Annotated in this window: 18 protein-coding genes; 3 read left to right on the top strand and 15 right to left on the bottom strand. The window is 66.5% G+C overall.

Annotated features, from left to right (window positions below):
• Positions 1–51: 51 nt before the first annotated feature.
• Positions 52–1,245, bottom strand: coding sequence for a PPE family protein (locus MSP7336_RS14195; RefSeq protein WP_113963965.1), 1,194 nt, complete (start codon positions 1,243–1,245; stop codon positions 52–54).
• Positions 1,246–1,625: 380 nt separating this feature from the next.
• On the opposite strand from MSP7336_RS14195, the gene MSP7336_RS14190 reads away from it, so the two are divergent.
• Positions 1,626–2,162 (top strand): cysteine hydrolase family protein, encoded by a 537-nt coding sequence (locus MSP7336_RS14190; protein ID WP_069394662.1) that lies wholly within the window; start codon positions 1,626–1,628, stop codon positions 2,160–2,162.
• A 31-nt stretch (positions 2,163–2,193) separates the two neighbouring features.
• Positions 2,194–3,027, top strand: coding sequence for an NAD-dependent protein deacetylase (locus MSP7336_RS14185; protein WP_113963964.1), 834 nt, complete (start codon positions 2,194–2,196; stop codon positions 3,025–3,027).
• On the opposite strand, the gene MSP7336_RS14180 is transcribed toward MSP7336_RS14185, so the two are convergent.
• Positions 3,028–4,287, bottom strand: a complete 1,260-nt coding sequence (locus tag MSP7336_RS14180) for a cytochrome P450 (protein WP_113963963.1) — start codon at positions 4,285–4,287, stop codon at positions 3,028–3,030. It abuts the gene before it with no gap.
• 58 nt (positions 4,288–4,345) lie between these two features.
• On the opposite strand from MSP7336_RS14180, the gene MSP7336_RS14175 reads away from it, so the two are divergent.
• Positions 4,346–4,984: a TetR/AcrR family transcriptional regulator gene (locus MSP7336_RS14175; protein ID WP_113963962.1), complete on the top strand. Its 639-nt coding sequence runs from the start codon at positions 4,346–4,348 to the stop codon at positions 4,982–4,984.
• Here the strand turns inward: MSP7336_RS14175 and proB are convergent.
• The 13 genes from proB to MSP7336_RS24270 all read right to left on the bottom strand — a co-directional run bounded on the left by proB (position 4,981) and on the right by MSP7336_RS24270 (position 21,049).
• Positions 4,981–6,081 (bottom strand): glutamate 5-kinase, encoded by a 1,101-nt coding sequence (gene proB / locus MSP7336_RS14170; RefSeq protein WP_084226303.1) that lies wholly within the window; start codon positions 6,079–6,081, stop codon positions 4,981–4,983. The two genes, MSP7336_RS14175 and proB, sit on opposite strands and share 4 nt — an antisense overlap.
• Positions 6,082–6,164: 83 nt before the next feature.
• On the bottom strand, positions 6,165–7,634 hold the full coding sequence (gene obgE, locus MSP7336_RS14165; RefSeq protein ID WP_113963961.1) for a GTPase ObgE: 1,470 nt from the start codon (positions 7,632–7,634) through the stop codon (positions 6,165–6,167).
• Between the two features lie 55 nt (positions 7,635–7,689).
• Positions 7,690–7,950, bottom strand: coding sequence for a 50S ribosomal protein L27 (gene rpmA, locus MSP7336_RS14160; RefSeq protein WP_084226302.1), 261 nt, complete (start codon positions 7,948–7,950; stop codon positions 7,690–7,692).
• A 15-nt stretch (positions 7,951–7,965) separates the two neighbouring features.
• Positions 7,966–8,277, bottom strand: coding sequence for a 50S ribosomal protein L21 (rplU, locus tag MSP7336_RS14155; RefSeq protein ID WP_069394576.1), 312 nt, complete (start codon positions 8,275–8,277; stop codon positions 7,966–7,968).
• Between the two features lie 135 nt (positions 8,278–8,412).
• A complete protein-coding gene (gene rne / locus MSP7336_RS14150; protein ID WP_113963960.1) occupies positions 8,413–11,154 on the bottom strand; it encodes a ribonuclease E in 2,742 nt (913 codons plus the stop codon).
• 344 nt (positions 11,155–11,498) lie between these two features.
• Entirely contained in the window at positions 11,499–11,909 is a 411-nt protein-coding gene (gene ndk / locus MSP7336_RS14145; protein WP_069394574.1) for a nucleoside-diphosphate kinase, read from the bottom strand.
• Positions 11,910–11,948: 39 nt separating this feature from the next.
• Positions 11,949–12,326 carry a DUF4233 domain-containing protein gene (locus MSP7336_RS14140; protein WP_069394573.1) on the bottom strand — a complete coding sequence of 126 codons (378 nt, stop codon included), beginning with the start codon at positions 12,324–12,326 and terminating at the stop codon, positions 11,949–11,951.
• A complete protein-coding gene (folC, locus tag MSP7336_RS14135) occupies positions 12,323–13,723 on the bottom strand; it encodes a bifunctional tetrahydrofolate synthase/dihydrofolate synthase (RefSeq protein ID WP_113963959.1) in 1,401 nt (466 codons plus the stop codon). Before folC ends, MSP7336_RS14140 begins: the two co-directional genes overlap by 4 nt.
• Complete coding sequence (locus MSP7336_RS14130) at positions 13,720–16,428, bottom strand: valine--tRNA ligase (protein ID WP_181786743.1); 2,709 nt, start codon at positions 16,426–16,428, stop codon at positions 13,720–13,722. The genes folC and MSP7336_RS14130 overlap by 4 nt, the downstream gene beginning before the upstream one ends.
• A gap of 56 nt (positions 16,429–16,484) precedes the next feature.
• Complete coding sequence (locus tag MSP7336_RS14125; protein WP_069394570.1) at positions 16,485–17,063, bottom strand: DUF937 domain-containing protein; 579 nt, start codon at positions 17,061–17,063, stop codon at positions 16,485–16,487.
• A gap of 83 nt (positions 17,064–17,146) precedes the next feature.
• Complete coding sequence (locus tag MSP7336_RS14120) at positions 17,147–18,397, bottom strand: saccharopine dehydrogenase family protein (RefSeq protein WP_113963958.1); 1,251 nt, start codon at positions 18,395–18,397, stop codon at positions 17,147–17,149.
• The gene (locus MSP7336_RS14115) at positions 18,394–20,394 is read right to left on the bottom strand and encodes a S9 family peptidase (RefSeq protein ID WP_113963957.1); all 2,001 of its coding nucleotides are present in this window, start codon (positions 20,392–20,394) and stop codon (positions 18,394–18,396) included. Before MSP7336_RS14115 ends, MSP7336_RS14120 begins: the two co-directional genes overlap by 4 nt.
• Before the next feature lie 100 nt (positions 20,395–20,494).
• Positions 20,495–21,049: a transglycosylase family protein gene (locus tag MSP7336_RS24270; RefSeq protein WP_244917462.1), complete on the bottom strand. Its 555-nt coding sequence runs from the start codon at positions 21,047–21,049 to the stop codon at positions 20,495–20,497.
• Positions 21,050–21,660 lie beyond the last annotated feature (611 nt).

Genomic DNA, 21,660 nt, shown 5'->3' with positions numbered 1-21,660 from the left:
CAGTCGGCGCCGACGGCGCCGTCGACGCCTAGAGGGTCGCGATGAATACCGCTATCCGCCGATCGCCGGGCGGGGCATCCTGAATTGGCGAGGCGCGACGCGCAACACGCTGCTGACCGTGGGACGCGCCGCCATGCCCGCCAGCGGGCCCATGCCGGCTACCGGAGCGGCGCCGGCGCCGCGTCCCTCCGCGACAGCACCCAGATCGGTCTCTGACATCCACTGCGGCACCTCGACCGCACTGGCCACCGGAGTCGCTGACGCCCAGCTGGGCGGAACCGTCAATGCGCCGATCGGTGCAGCCCGGCCCACACTGGCGAGTACTGGGCCGCGAGCGACTTCTGAAGCCAACGTCTTGGCCCCGGCGGCCACCGCCCCACTCGGTGCCACGTGTGGCGCGGCTGGTGACGCCCCCGCGGACTGGACGCTAGCTCTGAAAAGCCCGCTTCCGAAGCTGCCCGCCGAGGTGACTGTGCGGCTGATGCCGTTGCCGAGGTTTGTCGGCCCGGTGAGGGTATTGAAGTTGCTGAAGGCGGTCAGCAGCGACGACCATGGGTCCGTCGAGGCCGCGTCACCGGACGAACCCGCCGTCGACAGCGCCTGCAGCTGCTGCGGAACGGTCGACATCAGCTCCGACAGGGCGTTCTGAGAATGGGTGCCCGCTGCGGTCGCACCGGCTTGGGCCACCGCCGCCGCCTGCAAGGGCTGGGCGGCGGCATTGGTGATCGGCGGCGGCTCGCCGAAACGCGTCAAGTTTGTCGCCGCGCTCGACGATGTCGCATACCCGTACATCGCGCGGGCATCCTGTGCCCACATTTCGGCGTAGGCCGCTTCGCTAGCCGCGATCTGCGTGGTGTTCTGCCCGAAAATGTTGGTGGCAACCAGCGCTGCGTACTCGGCGCGGTTGGCGGTGACCAGCGGCGGCGGCACCGTCTCCGCATACGCCGCCTCGTAGGCGGCCGCGGCGGCCCGGGCCTGAAAGGCCGCCTCCTCCGCCTGTGCCGCCGCCACGGAGAGCCACTCCACGTAGGGCGCAACGGCATCGGCCATCGCGTTGGACGCGTTGCCCAACCAATCCTCGCCGTGCAGGCCCGAGATCACCGCGGAATACCCCCGCGCGGCGGATTCCAGTTGGCCCGCGAGCGCCTGCCAGGCGGAAGCCGCCGCCATCATGGGGGCGGAGCCAGGACCGGCATAGATCCGGGCCGAATTAACCTCGGGCGGTAGGGCGCCGAAATCCAGCATCAGCTTTCTGTCCACTGTCTGGGCGGATCGACTTCTCCACTGCCGCAATCTAATTCGCGATTGCACAGATCGGAAAGCCGAGCCCGCGACGAACACGACCTCTACCGGGACCATATGTGACATCGCGGTCAGACAGACCGGCCCAACAACACCCACCGAACCGCCAAGATTCACCGCCAGCAAACCACCTACGGCGTCGACCCGGCCCGCGTGATAACCGGTTTAGGTGGTAGTTATGAACTTCTCGTGAACAAAATTGGAGCAGGTCGATCGACTTAGCAACGCTGTAGCGATTTTCGATCTGGCTGATTCTTAATAGCCTGCTTGAGGCGTCGAACTCCGCCGGTGTCAACGCGGCGCCAGCGGGTATCACTGCTGTCATGAGCGATACGGCGGTCCTCGTGATCGACATGCTGAACGACTACGACCATCCCGACGCAGAGGTGCTGACCGCCAACGTCGAGAAGATCGTTGACCCGCTTTCCGACCTCATCCAACGGGCGCGTGAGACCGATGCGGTCGACCTGGTTTATGTCAATGACAACCACGGTGATTTCACCGCCGAGTTCTCCGACATTGTCCGCTCTGCGCTCAACGGCAAACGGCCCGATCTGGTCGAGCCGTTCGTGCCGACGAAGGGCAGCCGCATCGTCACCAAAGTGCGCCACAGTGTTTTCTATTCGACGTCGCTGGCATACCTGCTGAACCGCCTCGAGACCAAGCGATTGATCCTCACCGGGCAAGTCACCGAGCAGTGTGTCCTCTACAGCGCACTGGACGCTTACATCCGGCACATGCCGGTCGTGATTCCCAAAGACGCCGTCGCCCACATTGACGACGAACTGGGTGCCGCCGCGCTGAAGATGATGAAGTCCAACATGGACGCCGAACTCACCACGGCAGCGCACTGCCTATGAGGCGTAGTTGTCCGCGCCTATCCTCGACTGCGTGGAATCTCCCGAACTGGTCGCCTGCCTGACCGGTCGTCGGGTGGCGGTGTTGACCGGCGCCGGAATTTCCACCGATTCGGGCATCCCCGACTACCGCGGGCCCGATTCGCCGCCGAGCAATCCGATGACGATCCGCCAATTCACCTCCGATCCGGTGTTCCGGCAACGGTATTGGGCACGCAACCACGTCGGCTGGCGACGTATGGACGACACCAGGCCCAACGCCGGACATCGCGCGCTGGCCGCACTGGAAGCAGCCGGGGTGGTGACCGGGGTGATCACCCAGAACGTCGACCTGTTGCACACCAAGGCCGGCAGCCGAACCGTCGTCAATCTGCATGGAACGTACGCGCAGGTGGTGTGCCTGGCCTGCGGTCACACCATGAGCCGCGCAGCACTGGCCGATCGGCTGGAAGCGCTCAACCCCGGCTTCATCGAGCGTGCCGAGGCGGTGGGCGGACTGGCGGTGGCGCCGGATGCCGACGCCGTCGTCGCCGACACCGGGTCTTTCCGCTATGTCGACTGCCCGTCCTGCGGCGGCATGCTCAAACCCGATATCGTCTACTTCGGCGAGAATGTGCCGAAAGAGCGTGTAGCACAAGCGTTTTCATTGGTTGACAGCGTGGAAGCGCTGCTGGTGGCCGGGTCGTCGCTGACCGTGTTCTCCGGTTATCGGTTCGTACGGCACGCCGCGGCGCGCGGCATCCCGATCGCCATCGTCAACCGCGGCCCCACCCGCGGCGACAGCCTTGCCACCGTCAAAATCGACGGCGGTTGCTCGGAGTTGCTGGTACTGCTGGTCGACGAGCTGTCGCCGGCGGGCGTGCCCTGATCAGAAGGTGCAGGGCATGCTCCGGATACCGTGGATGAAGTTGCCCGCCAGGTACTCCGGCTCGCCGGCCTCGATATCCGGCAGCTGTCGCAGCAGCTCCCCGAAGATGGCGCGCAATTGCGCGCGCGCCACATGTGTCCCCAGGCAGTAATGCTGTCCGCCGCCGCCGAAACCGACATGCGGGTTGGGGTCCCGGCTCAAGTCGAAGCGGTCCGGGGAGTCGAACACCGCCTCGTCCCGGTTGCCCGACGCATAGAACATCACCACTTTCTCGCCCGCGCGGATGGTCTGCCCGCCCAGCTCGTAATCGGTTGCAGCCGTGCGTCGGAAGGTCATCACCGGGGTGGCGTAGCGAATGAACTCCTCTACCGCGGTGCCGATGCGGTTGTCGAAATCTTGCAGCAGCCACGCTCGTTGTTCGGGAAAGTCGGTCAGCGCCTTGAGCGCGTGGCTGGTGGTCTGCCGGGTGGTGTCGTTACCGGCCACAGCAAGCAACACGAAGTACGCGGCGACGTCGGCGTCCGTGAGCCGATCGCCGTCGACCTCGGTGTTCACCAGGCTGCTGAACAGATCGTCCCGCGGGTGTTCGCGTCGCTCGGCGGCCAGCGCGCCGGCAACCTGATGCAGATACGTCACGCTTTCGAACATGACCTCCATCGGGTTGCGGCCGTCGAGAAAGACCGGGTCATTGGTCGACACCAAAGCGTCCGCGGTGTGGGCGACCTGCACGCGCTCGGAGTCCGGAATTCCCATCATGTCCGACAGCGTGCGAAGGGGCAGTTCCTTGGCGCAGTGCTCGACGAAGTCGACGCCGCTGCCGGCCGCCCGCAGTTCTTCGACGATCGTCTTGGCGTTCGCCTTGATCGAGTCCTCGATACGCCTGACCTGCCGAGGGGTAAACGCGGCGCTGGCCAGTTTGCGCAGCAGGGTGTGCCGGGGCGGATCCATGGCCAGAAAGGACTGCGTGCTTTCGAGCAGCTCTTCCGGATAGTTCTCGAACATCACACCCTTGCCGGACAAGAACACCTCGTTGGTGCGGCTCACCGTGACGATGTCGGCGTGCCGGGTGATCGCCCAAAAACCGGGGTCGTCGGGATCGTTCAACATGGCGTCTTCGACCGGCGGATGCCAGCTCACCGGGCGTTCGGCCCGCAGCACGGCGAACGTGCGTTCCCGTTCGGCGGCGGTGGTGGACCAGAACTCGCGTGAGGACAGATCGATCGGGTCGTAAGTCCGGGCGGGGGCAGACGTCGCAGTCATGGTGGGACCATAGGTCTAGACATAGTGTCTAGTCAAGATGTCAGCTACGCTTTGACGTATGCCGTCAGTGACCCGAAAGCCGCAGGCCAAGCGGCAGGAACGACGTGAACAGATCGAGCGCCGGCTGCTCGACGCCACCGAACGTCTGATGCGCGCCGGCGCCAGTTTCACCGAGTTGTCCGTGGATCGGCTGGCCGCCGAAGCGGGGATGTCGCGCGCCAACTTCTACATCTACTTCGAGGACAAGGGCGATCTGCTGCGACGGCTCGCCGGTCAGGTGTTCGCCGACCTGACCGAGGGCGCCCAGCGCTGGTGGGGTGTTGCCTGGCGGCACGATCCCGACGATGTTCGCGCCGCGATGGCCGGCATCATCGCCACCTATCGCCAGCATCAACCGGTACTTGTCGCGCTGAACGAGATGGCGGGTTACGACCCGATCGTGGGCGCCACCTATCGCGAGCTGCTCACCGGCATCGCCGGTCGATTGACGCGGGTGATCGAGGACGGCCAGGCCGACGGCTCCATTCGCCGTGAGCTGCCGGCGGCCATCACCGCCAGTGCGCTGACGTGGATGGTCGAGCGGGCCTGTCAACAGAACCTGCCGCCCAACCCGCCCTCGTACGATGCGGAGCTAGCCGAGGCGCTCACCGAAATCGTCTGGGGCACGTTGTATCTGAAGCCGATAGCGTCGTCTTAGACGGCGACCAGGTCGTCGGCGTGCACGGCGGGTCGGCGCAATTCGGGAGGAAGGTCGGAGGTCGACCGCCCGAGCATCGTGGTCAATTCAGCCGCGTCGTAGGCGACCACGCCGCGGGCCACGACGGTGGTGTCCGGAGCACAGATGTCGACGACGTCGCCGCCGTGGAAGCGGCCGGACACCGCGGTGATGCCCGCCGGCAGCAGTGAGCGGCGCTGCCGCAGCACCGCACGCACCGCACCGTCATCGAGGGTCAGCGAGCCGGTCGACTCCGCGGCATAGCGCACCCAGAATCGGCGCGCCGACATCCGGGTGGGGCGCGCGGCGAACACCGTGCCCACCGCGGCGTCGGTCAGCGCGGTCGCCGCGTCGGCGGCGGCCGCCAGCAACACCGGGACCCCGGCGTCAGCAGCCAGCATCGCCGCGGACACCTTCGACGCCATTCCACCGGTGCCCAGATGGCCGCTTTGCCCGGCGACGACGCCGTCGAGGTCGGCCGGGCCGGTGACTTCTGGGATGAAGTTCGCCGGTCCCTTGCGCGGGTCGGAGTCGTAGAGCCCGTCGATGTCGCTCAGTAGTACCAGCGCGTCGGCGCCGACCAGATGCGCCACCAAAGCCGAGAGCCGATCGTTGTCGCCGAAACGGATCTCGTTGGTGGCCACGGTGTCGTTCTCATTGACGATCGCCACCGCGTGCAGGGCGCGCAGCCGATCCAGGGTGCGTTGGGCGTTGGTGTGCTGCACCCGCATTGCGATGTCATGCGCGCTCAGCAGCACCTGCCCGACGGTGCGCTGGTAGCGAGCGAACGCCGCGCTCCAGGAGTTCACCAGGGCGACCTGCCCGACGCTGGCCGCAGCCTGTTTGGTGGCCAGATCCCTTGGGCGGCGGGTCAATCCAAGCGGTTCGAGGCCGGCGGCGATGGCGCCAGAGGACACGATGACGACATCGGAGCCGGCCTTCATTCGCGCCTCGATGGCCTCGGCGAGCCCGGCCAGCCTGCCCGCGTCGAACATGCCGGTCGACGTCGTCAGCGCGGTGGTCCCGACCTTGACGACGACGCGACGCGCCGCGCGGATGGCCTCGCGTGTGCTAGTCATCAGTGCGCTCTGCATCGTCGCCGGCGCGGCTCATGTGCGCCGCTCCTCCGCATCGCTGCGCTCTGCATCGTCGCCGGCGCGGCTCATGTGCGCCGCTCCTCCGCATCGCTGCGCTCTGCATCGTCGCCGGCGCGGCGTTGGCGGCGGGCGGCCTTGCGTTCTGCGGCGCCCACTCGCTCCGTGCGGTCCAGGCGCGGGTCGGTGCCGCGCCCCGACATCGCGACGTCGACACCGGCAGGGGTCTGCGGCTCCCAATCGAAGGTCACATCGTCGATGGTGACCGTGCAGCCAGGTTGCGCGCCGAGTCGCAGCAACTCGTCCTCGACACCAAGTCGCGCCAGCCGGTCGCCGAGGTAGCCGACCGCCTCGTCATTGTCGAAATCGGTTTGGGCGATCCAACGTTCGGGCCGCGCGCCATGCACCACGAATCCGCCGTGACCATCGGGCTCCACGGTGAAGCCGGACTCGTCCACCGGGACCGGGCGGATCACCGGCCGTCGCGGCGCCACGATGGGTTGCGCAGCCTGATATTGCGACACCATTTCGGCGAGAGCGAAGGTCAACGGCTGCAAGCCTTCGTGGGTAACCGTCGACACGGCGAATACCGGCCAGCCGCGCTCGGCGATGTCGTCGCGGACGAATTCGGCCATTTCGCGGGCCTCCGGAACGTCGATCTTGTTGAGCACCACCGCCCGCGGCCGCTCGGTGAGGTCACCGAGTGTCGAATCCCCTTGCAAGGTGGGCTTATAGGCAGCCAGCTCGGCTTCCAGCGCGTCGATGTCGGAGACCGGGTCACGACCTGGCTCGGCCGTCGCACAATCCACCACATGCACCAGCACCGCGCAGCGCTCAATATGCCGCAGAAAATCCAGGCCCAGGCCGCGGCCCTGCGCGGCACCGGGAATCAGACCCGGCACATCGGCAACGGTGAAGGTGCGCTCCCCCGCCGAGACCACACCGAGATTGGGGGCCAGCGTGGTGAACGGGTAATCGGCGATCTTCGGCTTGGCCGCTGAAATCGCCGACACCAACGAGGATTTGCCGGCCGACGGAAAACCGATCAGCCCGACGTCGGCGACGGTCTTGAGCTCCAGAATGAGATCGCGCGACTCGCCCTTCTCGCCGAGCAGCGCGAAACCGGGCGCCTTGCGGGCCCGCGACGCCAGCGCGGCGTTGCCCAGCCCACCTCGCCCGCCGGCGGCGGCCTCGAAACGGGTGCCGGCCCCGACCAGGTCGGCGAGCAGCCGGCCGTCCTCGTCGAGCACCACGGTGCCATCGGGAACTTTGACTTCCAGGTCCGCGCCGGCGGCGCCGTCGCGGTTGGCACCCATGCCCTGCTTGCCGGATTGCGCGACGATATGCGGGCGGAAGTGAAAGTCGAGCAGGGTGTGCACTTGCGGGTCCACAACCAGCACGATGCTGCCGCCGCGGCCACCGTTGCCCCCGTCAGGACCGCCGAGCGGTTTGAACTTCTCGCGATGGATCGAAGCGCAGCCGTTACCGCCGGAGCCCGCCCGCGCGTGAATGACGACGCGGTCGACAAACCGAGCCATCAGGCTTCCTCTTACTCATCGAGTGGACAGCTACGAGCTGCATTTCTCCCGACGGTCAGTCCTGCCCGGCCGGGACGATGCTGACGGTCTTGCGGCCTCGCTTGACACCGAACTGGACAGCGCCGGCAGCCCGGGCGAACAGCGTGTCGTCGCCGCCGCGGCCGACGTTGACGCCGGGGTGGAAGTGGGTGCCGCGCTGGCGGACGAGGATCTCGCCGGCTTTGACGATCTGCCCGCCGAACCGCTTGACACCCAGCCGCTGCGCGGCGGAGTCGCGGCCATTGCGTGAGCTGGAAGCGCCCTTCTTGTGTGCCATTTCCGTCGCCTCCTGCTACTTGATCCCGGTGACCTTCAAAACCGTCAGCTGCTGACGGTGGCCCTGACGCCTGTGGTAGCCGGTCTTGTTCTTGAACTTGTGGATACGGATCTTGGGGCCTTTGGTGTGCTCGAGCACCTCACCGGTCACCGACACCTTGGCCAGCGCCTTGGCGTCGGTGGTGACGGTCGAGCCGTCGACGACCAGCGCTACCGGCAACGACACCTTGGCGCCCGGCTCGGAGTCGAGCTTCTCGACCTTCACGATGTCACCGACGGCGACCTTGTACTGCTTGCCGCCGGTCTTGACGATTGCGTAGGTCGCCATCGTTAGGTCTACCTCTTCTTCAGGCGCGCGCTATCCGGAAGATGCGCAGTGGTCGGGGAAGTGCCGGCTGGACAGCCTGGCGACAACTGGTCCAGGGTACTTGACCAGCGGCTACAGGGTCAAACCGGATCGCTGCTAGTCCCCGTGGATCGGGGGGCCCGCGGGCCGGGCGGCAGCCCGGCGCCGGCGCGGCCGGGCAACGGTTGCGACGATGGGCGCGCCGGAGTCCTCCTGGTCGGAGTCGTTCTCGTCTTCTTCGTCGTCTTGGTCGTCCTGGTCGTCCTCGTCGTCCTGGTCGAGGTCTTCGTCGTCGAGGTCGAGGTCCTCGTCGTCGTCGGCGCCGTCGTCATCGAGGTCCTCGTCGTCGATGTCCTCGTCGTCGTCGAGTTCGACCTCGTCCTCGTCTTCTTCGGTGTCGTCTTCTTCGAAGTCGGCGTCCTCAACCAAGTCCTCGTCGGCGACCTGGCGAGCGACTTCTTCGTCAACCTGGGGTTCCTCGTCAGGCGTGGCGGCCCCAGCGTCCTCCGTTTCGTCGTCGTGCCGGCCGTTGGCCGCGGCCATCGCCTTGAACATCGGGTGCTCGCCGGGGGCGTGCGCGGGCACCTTGGCCACCGCGACATCGTCGACCTTGCTCTTCTTGGAGCGCCGGCCCCGCCGGCCACCTGATTCGGATTTCCGGCCGCCGCTGGGCGTGGAGTCGACCGGGTCGGCGTGCAAGACGATGCCGCGGCCGCTGCAGTGCGGGCAGGTCGTAGAGAACGCTTCGATCAGCCCGGTGCCCAGCCGCTTGCGGGTGAGCTGCACCAGACCCAGCGAGGTCACCTCGGACACCTGATGACGGGTGCGGTCCCGCGCCAGCGCCTCGGTCAGCCGGCGCAGCACCAGGTCGCGGTTGGATTCCAGCACCATGTCGATGAAGTCGATGACGACGATGCCGCCGATGTCGCGCAGCCGTAGCTGCCGGACGATCTCCTCGGCCGCTTCCAGGTTGTTCTTGGTGACGGTCTGCTCGAGGTTGCCGCCGGACCCGGTGAACTTGCCGGTGTTGACGTCGATGACCGTCATCGCCTCGGTTCGGTCGATCACCAGCGTGCCGCCCGACGGCAGCCACACCTTGCGGTCCATGGCCTTGGCCAGTTGCTCGTCGATGCGGTGCACCGCGAACACGTCCGGTCCACCGTCGGCGACCTGATACTTGTTGAGCTTCGAAACGAGGTCAGGCGCAACCGAATTCACGTAATCATTGATGGTGTTCCAGGCCTCGTCGCCGGAGACGATCAATTCGGCGAAGTCCTCGTTGAACAGATCGCGGATGACCTTGACCAGCACGTCGGGTTCTTCGTAGAGCGCCACCGCGGCGCCGGCGGCTTTCTCTTTGGTCTCGGCGGCTTTGGCTTCGATCTGCGCCCACCGCTCCTGCAACCGCTTCACGTCGGCGCGGATGTCCTCTTCTTTCACTCCCTCGGAAGCGGTGCGGATGATCACTCCGGCATCCGCCGGCACCACCTCGCGCAAGATCTCCTTGAGCCGCTGACGTTCGGTGTCGGGCAGCTTGCGGCTGATTCCGGTGGACGACGCGCCCGGGACGTACACCAGGTAGCGGCCGGGCAGCGAGACCTGGGTGGTCAGCCGGGCACCCTTGTGTCCGACCGGGTCCTTGCTGACCTGGACCACGACGTAGTCGCCGGGTTTGAGGGCCTGCTCGATCTTGCGGTCCGCCCCGCCCAGGCCCGCGGCCTCCCAGTTGACTTCCCCGGCGTAGAGCACGCCGTTGCGGCCCCGGCCGATATCGACGAACGCCGCCTCCATCGAGGGCAGCACATTCTGCACGATGCCCAGATAGATGTTGCCCACCAACGAAGCAGAGGCCGGCGACGTCACGAAGTGTTCGACGACGATGCCGTCCTCGAGCACGGCGATCTGGGTATACCGGGCGCCCGGGTGCGGTGGTTCGGTGCGAACCTTGTCGCGCACCACCATCACCCGCTCGACGGCCTCGCGGCGGGCCAGGAACTCCGCCTCGCTCAGCACCGGTGGGCGGCGACGGCCGGCGTCGCGGCCGTCGCGGCGGCGCTGCCGTTTGGCTTCTAGCCGCGTCGAGCCGTTGATGCCCTGGATCTCGGTGGCGTCTCCGTCCTCGCTGTCCTTGTCGGTGCGCGGGGGACGTTCGTGCACCACCGTGTTGGGCGGGTCGTCGGGCGAGGGCCCGTCGTCGGAATCGTCTCCGGATCCTGCCTTGCGACGCCGACGGCGGCGACGCCGCCGGGTGGCGGCCTCCTGTGGGCCGGTGTCTTCGCCGCCCTCGGTGTCTGCCGCCTCGCCGCGATCGGCGTCGGCGGAATCCAGGTCATCGTCGTCATCGCCGTCAGCGGACTGGTCGCGGCTATCCGAGCCGCCTTGCTCGCCGCGCCCGCGACCCCGACCGCGCCGACCGCGGCGGCGTCGCCGCCCGGAAGGCCGGTCGCCCTGCTCGTCGTCGGTTTCGTCGTCGTCGTCGGAGTCGTCGTCGGAGTCGTCGAATGCCTCGATCGGCTGCGGCGCGACGAACAGCGGCATGTATTCCGGACGCTCGACCGAGGTCTCCAGCATCACCCGCGACTCCGGTTCATCCTTGGCGGAGTCGGCCACCTCGGCGGCTGGTGGGGAGTCGGCTGATGGGGAGTCAGTCAGCAAATCCCGCACGCGCACGGCGTCGACATGATCCACGCTGGAATGCGCGCTGCGGACCCTCCCGTCGAGTTCGGTCAGCGCATCGAGAACCCGGCGGCTGGTTGTGCCCAGCGCCCGCGCCAGCGAATGGACCCTTAGCCGGTCGGGAAGATCCTCATGCTGGGACTCGTCTTTCGGAAGATCTGAAGCTGATACACCGTCTATCACGTAATCTCCTCAAGCCCCCGGGCGCTTCCTGCAGAAGCGGCCACGCGAGGGCTTCGCTATGTGTCCGGGTCACTTCTCCCGGCCTTGTAATGTCTCGCCCCGAGCGGCTCATTTCGAACCCACCCAGTGCCGGTCTGAATGAGGCTGGACAGTCGGCGCCGCATCGCCTGTGGCGGTGGTCGCGCTTGTCGAAGTCTTCATTCGGGCGTCGGCCGCTGGTCCTGAGCCGGTCCGGCGACGTTCACCCACGCTCCAGTATCCCACACCATCGGGGCGAGATTGAAAAACCGCGCCAAAGCCCGACACAGCAGGGCCAAGCCGCCGCGCGACAACCCAGGGGCCGGCTAGCCCGTGGGGAACCACAACGCGATCTCGCGTTCCGCCGACTCGACCGAATCCGAGCCGTGCACCAGGTTGAACTGCGTTTCCAGCCCGAAATCTCCGCGGATGGTACCCGGGGCAGCCTTCTCCACGGGATCGGTGGCTCCAGCGAGCTGGCGGACCGCGGTAACCGCCCGCGGCCCCTGCACGATGGCCGCGACCACCGGCCCGGAGGTGATGAATTCGAGCAGCGAATCGAAAAACGATTTGCCTTCGTGTTCCGCGTAGTGGCGGCGGGCCAGCTCATCACCCACGTGACGCAGCTCAAGCGCGGCCAATGTGAGCCCTTTGCGCTCGATGCGGCTGAGGATTTCTCCCACCAAACGCCGCTCCACACCGTCTGGCTTGATCAGCAGCAGGGTCCGCTCGGTCATCTAGCCCGCTCCTCCACGGCGGACAGCGTACCTGGCCGATCAGTCCTCGGACGCCTGCTGCCCTGGTAACAGGCCGCGTCGCTGACGGCGCAGGACTTCGGCGCGCAAGTAGGCGATCAGCGCCCACACCCCGGCGAAGAGCAACCCGATGACCCCGACGGCCGGGTACAGCAGAAAGCCGGCGATCAGCACCAGTTGCACTGTGAGGTTCACCCAGATGGCCCAGGAGCGCCCCTGAAGGCCGGCAAGCAGGATAAGAAGCACCGCCAACCCGATCAAATACGTCAGGGCGATGGGAGTCAGCCCGCCGCCGACCGCGCCGACCACCGGCAACGCCAGCAGTACGACGATTGCTTCCAGGATCAACGTGCCGGCCATGACGCCGCGAAAGCTCTTCCAGGGATCGGGCGCGGTCATGCGGGGTCCTTGCCGAACAGAGTGCGGGCCGCCCCGGCGGTGACCACCGAACCGGTGATGACGATGCCTGTTCCAGAGAATGCTTCGCTCTGGCCGGAGGCCTCGTCGACCAGCGCCGTGGCGGTATCGATGGCGTCGCGCAGGTTCTCAGCGGCGAGCACCCGGTCGGGCCCGAACACCTGCTCAGCCCTCAACGCCAGCGCGTCGACGTCGATCGCTCGCGGAGAACCGTTGTGCGTCACCACAATGCGATCCAGCACCGGCTCCAGCGCGGCGAGGATGCCCTCGACGTCCTTGTCGCCCAGCACGCTGACCACGCCGACCAGGAATTGGAAGTCGAACTCGGCGGCCAGGGTCGTCGCCAACGCGGCTGCGCCGGCCGGATTGTGCGCCGAGTCGATGTAGACGGTCGGGGAGCTGCGCATGCGTTCCAGCCGGCCAGGGCTGGTGACCGCGGCAAAGCCGGCCCGAACCGCGTCCACGTCGAGCTGCCGCTGCGCCCCGGCACCGAAGAACGCCTCGACGGCCGCCAGGGCCAGCGCCGCGTTGTGCGCCTGGTGCTCACCGTGCAGCGGCAGATACAGGTCGGAGTACACCCCGCCCAGCCCCTGCAGCGTGAGCACCTGCCCGCCCACAGCGACCTGGCGGTCCAGCACCGCGAACTCCGAATCCGCCCGGGCGACCGCGGCGTCGGCGCGCACGGTCTCGGCCAACAACACCTGCATGGCTTCGGGAACCTGACGGCCGATCACCGCGACAGTGTCCGGCGCGCCTTCTTCGGCCCGATGGATAATGCCGGCCTTCTCCCCGGCGATCCCCGCGAGTTCGGAACCGAGATATCCGACGTGATCGACGCTGATCGGGGTGATCACCGCGACCGGGGCGGTGACGACGTTGGTGGCGTCCCAGCGGCCCCCCAGACCGACCTCGACCACCGCGACCTCGATTGGCGCATCGGCGAACGCAGCGAACGCCATCGCGGTGAGCACCTCGAATTTGCTCATTGCCGGTCCGCCCGCGGACTGCGACTGCTCGTCGACGATCTGCACAAGGGGCTCGAGCTCCCGGTAGGTCGCCACGTACTGCGCCGGGCTGATCGGCGTGCCGTCGATCGCGATGCGCTCGACCGCCGACTGCAGATGCGGGCTGGTGGTGCGCCCGGTGCGCCGGTGCAGCGCGATCAACAACGCATCGACCATGCGCGCCACCGAGGTCTTGCCGTTGGTGCCGGCGATGTGAATCGACGGATAGCCGCGCTGCGGTGAACCCAAAAGGTCCATCAGCGCGCTGATCCGGGTCAGGCTCGGCTCGATCTTGGTTTCCGGCCACCGCTGATCCAGCAGGTGCTCGACCTGCAGCAGTGACGCGATCTCGTCAGGGGTGGGCGGGCTGCTCACATTGCGGCCAGGCGACTGGTGATCCGATCCACTTCTTCGCGGGCCACCCGCTGGCGTTCCCGGATCTTGTCGACGACGGCAGCGGGCGCTTTGGCCAGGAAGTCCTCGTTGGCGAGTTTGGCGCTGGTGTTGGCCAGCTCCTTTTCCGCGCCGGCCAAATCCTTTTGCAGACGCCGGCGTTCAGCCTCGACGTCGATGGTTCCCGAAGTGTCGAGTTCGACGACGACGGTGCGGTCCATTTTCGAGCCGAGCCGGACCTCCACGGAGGCCGACGGGCTGAAGTCGGCTTCGGGTGCGGTGAGCCACGACAATGACGTGACGGCGGGCACCTGAGCGCTCAGGTCGGCGTCGTCGATACCCGACAACCGGGCGGGGACCTTCTGCCGATCAGCCAGACCCTGGTCGCTGCGGAACCGCCGCACCTCGGTGACCAGTTTCTGCATATCGGCGATCCGTTGTGCGGCAATGGGATCCAATTTGACACCGGACGACTGCGGCCAGTCGGCGATCACCAGAGACTCCTGCCCGGAACCTGGTTGTCCGGCTCCTGTCCGGTCCGTCCCGGACCGCATCGTCGCCGAACGCAGAGCCTGCCACAGCGTCTCGGTGATGAACGGAATGACCGGATGCAGCAACCGCAGCAGCGTGTCCAGGACGGCGGCCAGCACGGCGTTGGTGTGCGAGAGGCCGGCAGCCAGTTGGGTCTTGGCCAGTTCGACGTACCAGTCGCAGAACTCATCCCAGGTGAAGTGGTAGAGCGCCTCACAAGCCCGGCTGAACTCATAGCGGTCGAAAGCCGAATCGACTTCGGCGCGAACCTCTTCCAGCCGACCCAGAATCCAGCGGTCGGCGTCGGTCAATTCGTCGGTCTCGGGCAGTGGTGCCAGCGCCGCACCGTTGAGCAACGCGAACCGGGTGGCGTTGAACAGTTTTGTGCCGAAGTTGCGCGACGCGCGCACGTGATCCTCACCAATGCTCAGATCCCCGCCCGGGCTGGCACCGCGAGCCAAAGTGAACCGCAGCGCGTCTGCGCCGAACTTCTCCACCCAGTCCAACGGGTCGACGCCGTTGCCTTTCGACTTGCTCATTTTGCGGCCGAACTCGTCGCGGATCAGCCCATGCAGGAAGACGTCGGTGAACGGCACCTGCGGACCGCGCCTGCCACCCAGGGTGATGGCGTCGTCGCCGCCGACGAAGGTGCCGAACATCATCATTCGAGCCACCCAGAAGAACAGGATGTCGTAACCGGTGACTAAAACGCTGGTGGGATAGAACTTTTCGAGTTCGGGGGTCTTGTCCGGCCAGCCCATCGTGGAGAACGGCCACAGCGCAGAGGAAAACCAGGTGTCGAGTACGTCGGGATCCTGTTCCCACCCGTCGGGCGGGGATTCGTCGGGGCCAAGACATACCTGCTCGCCGTTGGGGCCGTGCCAGATCGGGATGCGATGTCCCCACCACAACTGCCGGGAAATGCACCAGTCGTGCATGTTGTCAACCCAGCCGAACCACCGCGGCTCCAGGCTCGCCGGGTGAATCACGGTCTGGCCGTTGCGCACCGCGTCGCCCGCGGCTTTGGCCAGTGATTCCACCTTCACCCACCACTGCACCGACAACCGCGGCTCGACCGGCTCGCCGGTGCGATCGGAGTGACCGACGCTGTGTATGTAGGGACGCTTTTCGGCCACGATGCGCCCCTGCTCCGCAAGTGCTTGCCGAACGGCGACGCGGGCCTCAAAGCGGTCCATCCCGTCGAATTGCGTTCCGGTGTCGGCAATCCGGCCCTTGCTGTCCATGATGGTAGGCATCGGCAGTTGATGACGCAGACCGATCTCGAAGTCGTTCGGATCGTGTGCCGGTGTGACTTTGACCGCGCCGGTCCCGAATTCAGGATCGACGTGCTCGTCGGCGACAACGACGAGCTGCCGGTCGATGAAGGGATGCGGCAACGTGGCGCCGACAAGGTCGCGGTAGCGCTCGTCATCCGGATGCACCGCGATCGCGGTGTCGCCCAGCATCGTCTCGACCCGCGTGGTGGCGACCACGATGTGCGGCCCGGAATCGTCGAGCGCGCCGTAGCGAAACGACACCAGTTCGCCTTCGACGTCTTCGTATCGGACTTCGAGGTCGCTGATCGCGGTTTCCAGTTCCGGCGACCAGTTCACCAACCGCTCGGCCTGGTAGATCAGCCCGGCATCATAAAGCCGCTTGAAGATCGTCCGCACCGCACGTGAAAAGCCCTCATCCATTGTGAAGCGGTCCCGGGACCAGTCCACCCCGTCGCCGAGCCTGCGCATCTGGGCGGCGATGGTGCCGCCCGAGTCGCGCTTCCAGTCCCAGACTTTCTCGATGAACAGCTCACGGCCGAAGTCCTCTTTGGTTTTGCCGTCCACCGCGAGTTGCTTTTCCACCACGATCTGAGTGGCGATACCGGCGTGGTCCATGCCCGGTAGCCACAACACCTCGTAGCCCTGCATCCGCTTGCGGCGGGTCAGCACATCCATCAGGGTGTGGTCCAGCGCGTGACCCATGTGCAGCTCGCCGGTGACATTGGGCGGCGGCAGCACGATCGAATACCCGGGTTTGGTACTGGTTGCGTCCGCGGTGAAGTACCCCGCGTCCACCCACCGCTGGTAGATCGCAGCCTCGGCCGCACCCGGATCCCAGGATTTGGGCAGGGCGTCGGCGGCGCGGCTCGGGCTGGTCACCGGTCAATTCTATGGACGGCGACACCTCGCCTCGACCGCCGCCCTTGTGGGGTGCGTTACTTCTTGCCGAACAGTCCGCCGAGAATCTCGCCCGCTTTGTTGCCCAGCACGCTGCCCAAAACGTTGGGCAGCGACTTGTTGCCGCCACCGGCCATGCCACCCAAAATGCTGCCCAGCACGTCGTTGAGCGCACCACCGGACGCCTTCTCCTCGGTGGGAGCAGGTGCCTTCTTCTCCGTCATTTGCTTACCGATGTAGGCCAACACGATCGGCGCCAGGATCGGCAACAGCTTTTGAATCAAGTCGCTGTTGCCGGCGCCCGATCCTGACAGCGCCGCCGCGACTTGCCCGGGATCGTTGCCGCCGAAAATTTTTGCGATTGCCTTCTGTCCATCAGCTTGATCGACGTCGTCGACGTTGACGCCGGTGTCCAACAGGCCTCGCGCGGCATGGCTGCTGGCGGCCGACTCGATCGCGGACGCGTGCTCCGCGTCTTGCGCGTTTTGGTGCAAGCCGCCCACCAGCACCGGCACCAGCAGCTGAACCGCGTTGTTGACGTCGGATTCCTCGACGCCGAACTTGCCCGCGATGTCACGTGTCGGAATTTGTGCGTAGAGATCGTCAAGGCCGGCCATGGACCCGTCCACCTAACGTTGCTGGGATGTTGTTGTGACGCAGCTATGACACTAGTTCGAAATGATCTTGCTCAACAGCCTTATCAGCTCAGCCGTGTAGTTTCCAACGTCACGTCGGCGCCCGGCAGACGTGCCAGCAGCGCATCACCCATGGCCGACACCGGTGTGAGCACGCCGCGCAGGTCGGAGAGCTTGTCGCGATCCAAAGCCAGCGCCAGACCGGACTCGCCCAGCAGGATCGACGTCGCCTTGTAGCCCGGATCGCCCTGCTGAGCCATCGTCGCCACGTATCGGACGCCGGTCGACGTGGTGGTATAGGTCTCGACCTGATAGTAGCCACGTTCGCGGACGGCTTCGCTGGGCCCGGTGCCGGGTTTGGGCACCATCCGATCGATCAGCCGGCGCGGCAACAGCCGGAAATAACGGCTGCCCAACCCGAACGTCACTTCCCCAAGCCCGGTTCCAATGACCGATAACGCCGGCGCGACCAACGACGATCCGACGCTCATGGTTTCGCTGTAGCGGAACCGGGTGCCGTATGCCCAATCCAGTAAAGCGTTGCTGCGTCGCACGATTCGGGTGTTGTACGGCGCCATCACGAATCCGGCTGTCCAGACACCGTTCAGTTCCGGCGCAATGTCACGACCGCGACGCCACCGCAGATCCGGCTGGCGACCCAGGTCCGGTTCGGCGCCGCGGTCGCTGCTCAGCGTGTAGGGATCGGCGAGCTGGCGCCGGACGTCCGGGTCGCTGGAGGCGCTGTTGAGCACTTCCAGCATCGACGCGATGGTGCCCCCAGAAAACGCGCCGGAGAACCGGCGCACCACGAGTTCGGTGTCGCAGAGCTCGCCGGTGCCGTCGTCGCGCGCTGCCCGGTACAACGCGTACACGGTCAAATCCGAAGGGATGGAGTCGAATCCACAGGCATGTACGATGCGCGCGCCGGTGTCGGCCGCCTGTTTGTGGTACAGATCGATGCTGTTGCGCACAAACATCGCCTCGCCGGTCAGGTCGGCGTAGTCGGTGCCGGCTGCCGCGCAGGCGGCGACGAGCGGCATCCCGTACCGCGTGTACGGCCCGACCGTCGTGATCACCACCTGGGTTCGGGCCGCCATCGCGTCCAAGGTCGAGGGCGAGGAGGCGTCGGCCTGCAGCAGTGGCCAGGACTGCGCCGCCGGGCCCAGGGTGTCGCGGACCTTTCCCAACCGATCGATCGAACGTCCGGCCAGGGCAATGCGGGCGTCGCCCCCGGCCTTGGCCAGGTATTCGGCGGTCAGCTTCCCGACGAACCCGGTCGCCCCGTACACGACGATGTCGAATTCGCGTTGCGTCACGGCGCCGACGCTACCCCGAGTATTTCCGGCAGTTCACGGGCCTCCCCGAGTACATGCTCGGCCAGGAATGCGAGCACCACCTGGTACCAGATCTTTGTGTGCTGCGGTGCGAGTACCCAATGATGCTCGGAGGGGAAGTACAAGAACCGGTGCGGGCTCTTGCCGTTCTCGTCGGCGGGTAGCGCCGAGTCGGCGAGCAGCTCGTACCACAACCGCAGGGCTTCGCTGATCGGCACGCGATAGTCCTTGTCGCCGTGTATCACCAGCATCGGGGTGGCGATCTGATCGACGAACCGGTGTGGCGAGTGCGCTGCGGCCATTTGCGGTGTCATCTCGCGGCGCCAGTAGTAGGCCAGGTCGGTGGTCGGACCGAATTGATCCAGCGCCCACAGGCTGGCGTGAGTGACGATGGCGGCGAAGCGGTCGGTGTGGCCGGCTACCCAATTCGCCATGTAGCCGCCGAAAGATCCCCCCATCGCGGCGGTGCGGGTGGCGTCGACGCGCGGATGTCGGCATGCGGCATCGGTGGCGGCCATCAAATCCTCGAAGGGCGGTCCGCCCCACGCTCCCCAGCCGCGTTGGATGAACGCTTGTCCGTAGCCGGTGGACAAAGCCGGATCGGGTAGCAAGACCGCATAACCCTGGGCGGCCATCAACCACGGGTTCCAGCGCCAGGACCAACCATTCCAGCTGCCCAGCGGGCCGCCGTGGATCCACAACAGCAGCGGCGCGGCTGCGTCGCCGTCGGGCAGTACCAGCCATGACCGCACCGCGGTGCGATCCGGCGCAGCCGCGGTGACCTCCGTCAACGTTCCTGGCAGTTCAGGTAATTCGACGCACGGCAGCACCGTGACGGCGCCATCCGGGTCAATGCGCACCGGATGCGGTGGCGCCGCGTACGAGTGGCGCAGGGCATACAACACTCCGTCGGGCGCCGCGACGACATCGGCGTAGCTGAAGTCGTCGTTGGTGAGTTGGGCGACAGTCGATGTGGCGACATCGATGACAAACACCGGGGTCCGGCCGGCCTGGTCGGCCGTGACAACCAACGAGGCGCCGTCACTCGACCATGTCACCGAGTTGGGCCAACGATCCCAGTCCGGTGCCACTAGTGCAGGCTCGTCGCCGAATCGCAAGCAGTGCAACGTCGTTCGTGGGGCTGATTCGGGCGCGGCGATGGTCATCCGGGTGAACGCCACCCCCGACCCGTCCGGTGAGATCGCGGGGTGCTCCAAATCGGCGTCGGGGTCGTCGACGATCACAGTGCGCTCTTTCGAGGCCAAGTCGACGCGCACCAGCACCGAGCGTTGCGCGGGTCCGGGCCCAGCCACCCGCCAGGTCGTTACCAGGAACCCGCCGTCGGCGCTGACGTCAAACTCGGCCTCGCGCAACGCCATCCCCGGGTTCGGGGTCAGATCGCGCGGCCCGGACGCATCGAAAAGGTGCGGGTGGTCTTGGCCCAAGTCCTTGTCCCAGTAGCGCACCGGATACCCGTCGTGCAAGATCGCGGTCACCTGCGCGTCCTTGCGCAAATCGCGGACACGCCGATCCTCGTCCACGCTGTGCGCCGACGCCAGCAGCGTAGTGCCGATCACGGTGACGTCGGCAGCCCGCGCGGTGCGCAGCGCGGTGACCGCTGCCGGCACGCTCAGCTCTTCGGTCGCCTCGCCGCCCGCGGCGGGTAAGCGCCACACCGAGGCCGGTGGTTTGTCGGCGTCGTCCGCCTTGTCCCCAGTGCGCCGTGACGACAAGAACAGCAGATCTCCACCGACGGTGAAGGCCGGTGACGACTCACCGGTGGCGCCTTGGGTCAGTCGGCGTGCGGGCGCTTGGCCGGCCGGATCGAGCTCCCAGATCGCGGTGATGTATTCCGTGCGTTTGTCGTTGAGTTCGGCCACCGTGGTCGCCACCCGCGAGCCGTCGGCCGAGACCGCCAGACCCGAAACCCGCGGCAACGCAAGGTAGTCGTCGAGGTTGTCGAACGCCGTTGCGGTCATATGTCTTGCCTAACACAGGCGGTTCTAAGAACCCGCGAATAGACAACGAATAGACAACGGTGCCGGGCCCGAAGGCCCGGCACCGTCTGTCAGCTTGCGATCAGCCGCGCCGACCGCAGACCGGCCAGGCGCCGATGCCCTGCGAGCGCAGGACGTTCTCAGCCACCCGGATCTGCTCTTCGCGGCTGGCGTTGGCCGCAGAACCGGTGCCACCGTTGGCTCGCCACGTGCTGGGCGTGAACTGCAGGCCGCCGTAGTAGCCGTTACCGGTGCTGATCGACCAGTTGCCACCGGACTCGCACGCCGCGATCGCGTCCCAGTTCACGCTGTACGCCTGCTTCGGGGGCGCCGGGGGCTCCTCCGGAGCGGGCGGGGCCGCTTCAGGGGGCGGAGCAGGCGCGTCAGGCGCCGGCGGCAGCCCCTCGGGAGCCGGCGGCAGGTCCTCGGGCGCCGGAGGCAGGTCCTCAGGAGCAGGCGGCAGGTCCTCAGGAGCCGGCGCCTCGGGGGCGGGCGCCTCGGGCGCGGTGCCGAACGCCGCGTGCGCGTCCCAGGCCTCGCCTTCGGCCCACGCGGTGCCGACGAACGGCGCAACCGGGGCCGCTGCGATCGCCGCTGCAACTCCGGCCATGACGAGCGTCTTGTGGACGTTCTTCAATATCGTTCCTTTCGGTGCGCGCGCGCCAAAGCAAGCCCATGGCGATGGGCTGGGTGCCTGGTAAGGCGGGATTGGTGCTTCGGAACGTGCCGTCTCGGTTCGACACGACAGCGGGGGCATGAACTGCCCTGCGGCCACCCGGCGGCTGGCGCCGATCGCAGCCCCGCTCACACGCGGGTTCCTGGATTCGATTTTGTTTGCCCTTTGAGGGCCGCCTCGGACCGTACGGAATCAAATTGCGTTCGTCATCTCCGACACGCCGGAGATCTCGTTTCGATAACAGCCAGATATCGGTACCGATTTAGAATCGTCTCCCCAGGTCATCCGGTGCTTCTTCGCCCACGTCAAAGTCGGCCGATAACGCAGTTATCGTGAGCCAGATCACGGTGAAATTGTGAGTTTCGACACGACATTTGCCAGAGGAAAACCGGCGTACAACGGCTGCCCGTAGACCCCCGCGTCACCGCTATTACACACGTGACAGCAGCGGCTTGAGCTACGCTGCATCCCCTGGGACTCGACTGCGTAACGCTGTACGCTAAAACTACTGTGCCACAGTAATTTTCGATCCAGCGGTGGAACTCGCTGTTGCCCAAAGCAGCTGACCGGAC

This window comes from Mycobacterium shimoidei (genome assembly GCF_900417275.1).
GTDB lineage: Bacteria > Actinomycetota > Actinomycetes > Mycobacteriales > Mycobacteriaceae > Mycobacterium > Mycobacterium shimoidei.
Note: the sequence above shows the minus strand (reverse complement) of the source record. Positions and strands in the feature narration are given on the sequence as shown.